General features: G+C 47.1%; 5 protein-coding genes and 1 tRNA gene. All 6 read left to right on the forward strand.

Annotation, left to right across the window (positions count from 1 at the left end):
* Window positions 1-447, forward strand: a 447-nt coding sequence (locus tag QCH34_RS07840) for an RlmE family RNA methyltransferase (RefSeq protein WP_300332582.1), incomplete at its 5' end; no start/stop codon positions are given.
* Window positions 428-1,312 carry a GTP 3',8-cyclase MoaA gene (moaA, locus tag QCH34_RS07845; protein ID WP_300332584.1) on the forward strand — a complete coding sequence of 295 codons (885 nt, stop codon included), beginning with the start codon at window positions 428-430 and terminating at the stop codon, window positions 1,310-1,312. The genes QCH34_RS07840 and moaA, both read left to right, overlap by 20 nt.
* 156 nt (window positions 1,313-1,468) lie before the next feature.
* Window positions 1,469-1,981: a hypothetical protein gene (locus QCH34_RS07850; RefSeq protein WP_366898463.1), complete on the forward strand. Its 513-nt coding sequence runs from the start codon at window positions 1,469-1,471 to the stop codon at window positions 1,979-1,981.
* A 9-nt stretch (window positions 1,982-1,990) separates the two neighbouring features.
* Entirely contained in the window at window positions 1,991-3,169 is a 1,179-nt protein-coding gene (locus tag QCH34_RS07855) for a M20 family metallopeptidase (protein WP_300332586.1), read from the forward strand.
* Between the two features lie 45 nt (window positions 3,170-3,214).
* Window positions 3,215-3,883, forward strand: a complete 669-nt coding sequence (locus tag QCH34_RS07860) for a hypothetical protein (RefSeq protein ID WP_300332588.1) — start codon at window positions 3,215-3,217, stop codon at window positions 3,881-3,883.
* A gap of 51 nt (window positions 3,884-3,934) precedes the next feature.
* Window positions 3,935-4,006, forward strand: a tRNA-Arg gene (locus QCH34_RS07865).
* The last annotated feature ends 162 nt before the right edge of the window (window positions 4,007-4,168 follow it).

Raw genomic sequence — 4,168 nt, forward strand, 5'->3', positions numbered from 1 at the left:
CTTCAGGTATTGAGGAATATCACCGAGGGGGTAATTATCGGAATTGATCTCAATCCGATAACTCCACTTCAGGGTGTACACACCATAACAGGAGATTTTACAAATCCCCTCATACGTGCAGAAGCACAAAGGATCATAGATCCCGTCAGTATTGTCACCTGTGATGCATCCCCAAAGATTTCCGGGAAGAAAAGCTATGATCAGGCGCGCATAATCGATCTGAATGAAGAGGCGCTCAGGTTTGCCAAGGCAGTTCTGAAACAAGGAGGGAATTTTGTCGTGAAGACATTTCAGGGAGAGCTCTTTAATGATTTTCTTGCTGAAGTCAGGGCGAATTTCTATTCTGTCAGGATATACAGCACAAAAGCAACCCGCAAAGGCAGTACTGAGACCTATATAATTGCCAGGAACTATATTCATAAAAGAGATGACAGAGAAGCTGATTGATCCATATGGGCGTCAGGTAACAAATGTTCGGTTTTCTTTGACGCCAGCCTGTAACCTCAACTGTGTGTATTGCCATGCGGAGGGGGAAGAACAGCCGGATAATTCACTCAGTACAGATGAGATTATCACAATCATCAATGCTTTCTCCCGGTATCCGATCAGGAGCATGAAATTCACCGGAGGGGAACCCACTCTCCGTAAAGATCTGATTGAGATCATAAGCTCGGTTCCATCACATATCGAGTCGTCAATGACAACAAACGGGACACTGCTTGCAGATTGTGCCCATGATCTGAAGAAAGCGGGCCTGTCGCGTGTGAACATCAGCCTTGATACACTCAGGCCCGACCGGTATAAACAGATCACCGGAAAAGATCTCCTGGGAGATGTTCTTGAAGGCATAGATTCTGCCCTTGATGCCGGTCTGACGCCGGTAAAATTGAATATGGTTCTTCTTCAGGGAATAAACGATGATGAGATCCCTGATTTCTTCAGGTTTGTCAGGGGAAACCGGAATCTGATCCTTCAGATCATCGAACTTATGGAGTTTAATGAGTGTACCTCACATGCCGATGTAGATGGACTTGAGAAGAAGATCGCCTCACAGGCAACTGAGATCCTGACACGGAGGATGCACCATCGAAAAAAATATTGTGTCGATGGGGCAGAAGTGGAGGTAGTTCGTCCTCTGCACAATACCGAGTTCTGCGCTCATTGCAATAGAATCAGAGTGACATCAGATGGGAAACTCAAGCCCTGCCTTCTCAGAAGGGATAATGAAATTGATATCAGGGGAAAAACCGGTGATGAACTGGATCAACTGATTCATAAGGCCATCAGTCTTCGCCAGCCTTTTAACCAGTGATGATTTCAGACAGAATTTGAATCAGACAACGTCACCTTCTCTTTACCACCTCTGGCACCAGTATTGTTCATTTTCCTGAAGAACAGGTACATTTCTCAGGAGAGGACATCTGCCGAGACAGTAACCCTTTTTTCCACCCCCTCCATATAATCCCCTATGATGATGGAAAAAAATGAATATGCTCGTGAACTTGACTATCTCTATTCAAAATCTCTTGTTCTTGAATCGATATCTGAATTTCACCCGGTCTTATGGTTTCACTGGATGGATGCCGTCGCGCACCTTGATTATACACTAAGTATTGCAGGATTCAGCTATGAATCGCCGCGATCCATCATGGCAGGAGAATATATGCGATGGAGGATTGACGAGGAGAAGAAGGGGGACCGTCCACTATTCCGGCCATTTGTCAACTGGCTTGCAGAAAATCATCCGGAAACCTTTTCAAAACTTCCAATGCTCTGGCAGGGTATTTATTCAGATTCTGATCCGGCACAGTACCGGAGTTTCCGTATAGTCCTCGATCCGTCATCAACCAAGCCGATTCCATCGATTGCGTTCCGGAGCATGATAGATGATCTCTTTGCAAAGGAGCTCATTAAAAGCTTATATAATGGTGCATCTCTTGCAACACTCTTTGAGACCTATAAAAGAAGCCGGTCAGATTAGGAAGGCATCATGGATCCGGTCAGGATTTGTTCAGATCTTATTCGAATAAATAGTGAAAATCCTCCCGGGATCACTACCGAGGTAGTCGGCTATCTCAGTGATCTCCTTGCATCCCTTGGGATTGCAACAGATATCATTGAGAATACTCCGGGACATTGCAATCTTATCTCCAGAAGACAGGGCGATCCCCTCCTTCTCTGCGGGCATATTGATGTCGTTCCCGCACTTGATGAAGGATGGACGCATCCCCCCTACTCAGGTTTCATAGATGATACTTTTGTCTGGGGGCGGGGTAGTACGGATATGAAAGGAGGCTGTGCTTCCCTAATCGCAGCCCTTGCCTCCATCATTGATGAAGGGCTTGATCCTGCGGTCTCCCTCGCTTTTGTCTGCGATGAGGAGGTGGGCGGCCCTCATGGTATCCATCATCTTCTGAATAAAGAGCTGCTTTTACCCTCTGACTGTATCATTGCAGAGCCGACCCCTTCAATCGCTCCATGTATCGGGCAGAAAGGACTCTGCCGCTTTACAATGGAATTTAAGGGTTCTCCCGGCCACAGCTCTCTCTATCCGGCGGTTGGAAAGAGCGCTATCATGGATGCAATGGAATTTCTTGAATATCTGAAGCAGATTCACAAACGGGAATTCCCAATTGACCCTGCAATGTCCGGACTTATCAGCCATTCCGAGGCTGTGCTTGAAGGAATCTTTCAGACATCGGATCTTCGCTCTGTACTGACCAGAATAATGTATAATCCCGGTGTTATCTCAGGGGGTGAAAAGGCAAATATCGTAGCCCAGAAATGCAGGCTTGAAGTTGATCTCCGCCTTCCTTTCGGATGTGATGCTCACGAACTCCTGAGTGAGATCAGATCATATGCACCTGATACTGAAATTACCCCCTCAAGCATCTGGAACCCATCCCTGACTCCACCGGATGCGAATATTGTCCGGAGAATCTGCGATCAGATCGGGATAATCCATAACATCAATGCAGAGCCGATTGTCCAGTGGGCAGCCAGCGATGCACGTGAGCTTCGAAAGAAGGGGTTCGATGTGGTTGAATACGGGCCTGGAGATATCAGGACACTGCATGCTATTGATGAACGGGTCGCACATGAGGATCTCAGGAATGCAGCCAGAGTGTTTAGGGGTGTTATCCTCTCGTATCAGGGTCAATCACCCTGAAACAACCATCTTCCCTTTTATACTTTGAGTTGCAACTGATGGATCATGAATCTGAGGCGTGAGGGGTATCTGCTCATTGCGATTCTCTTCATCGTTTTTGTGAGTGGATGTACCGCACCTCCCCAGTCGATCGTAGAGACACCTGCCATCACACCTGAGCCGGTACAACCAGCTCCTCCACCTGTAGAGACCCCGGGTGTTGTTATTGATCCATCTGTAGTTGTACCCGCAACTCCCTATCCAACAGGCCCCCAGAAGCCCGAGCCTGAACAGGTTCCATCCTCAGTCACATCGCCTCAGGAAACAGTGGGATACAAGACGGTCTATTCAGAAACGATTGAACCACGTTTTTCTGAAACTGCCATGATCGTCGAGGTGACAAAGGCCCCACTCATCATTACCGCAAAAATCACTCCTTCGACAGTCACCCGAACTATTGTCGGGACAAGTCAGTATGGGTCGAAAGATGAATTCTCGGTGGTTGTCACACGGCCCTCTGAAAATGCCTGGTTTGAATGTACTGTCCGTGACGCAGGAACTGGTGAGATCATCGTGCAGGACGGATACAGCCGGGGATATACACAGAATACGAACATGGCAATCACCGTCCGGAGAGCAGGTGTTTATCACATCACGTTTGGCGGGAATTTCGTGAAAGCGGAGGTTAAAATGCAGCTCCCTGAGACTGCAATTTTGACAGAGCCAATAAACTAATCAATATCTTTTTATCAGAACATCACGTATAGAGTAGAGCACCTTTGCAGGGTCCCGGTAGGGTAGTGGATATCCTAGAAGCCTGCGGAGCTTTTGACCCGGGTTCAAGTCCCGGCCGGGGCGTCCTTTATCTTTTCATTTCATGAATTAACCGATCATTTATGCATTTTTACCAATCCGAATCAGGAAACCTTCATCTGTATTCCCGGATATACAGAACGTCAGGTGAATAACCGATGAAATATGAGATACGGTACAAGCCATCCTTCTCACTTCTTGTGGTAA

The organism is Methanocalculus sp. (assembly GCF_029762515.1).
GTDB lineage: Archaea > Halobacteriota > Methanomicrobia > Methanomicrobiales > Methanocorpusculaceae > Methanocalculus.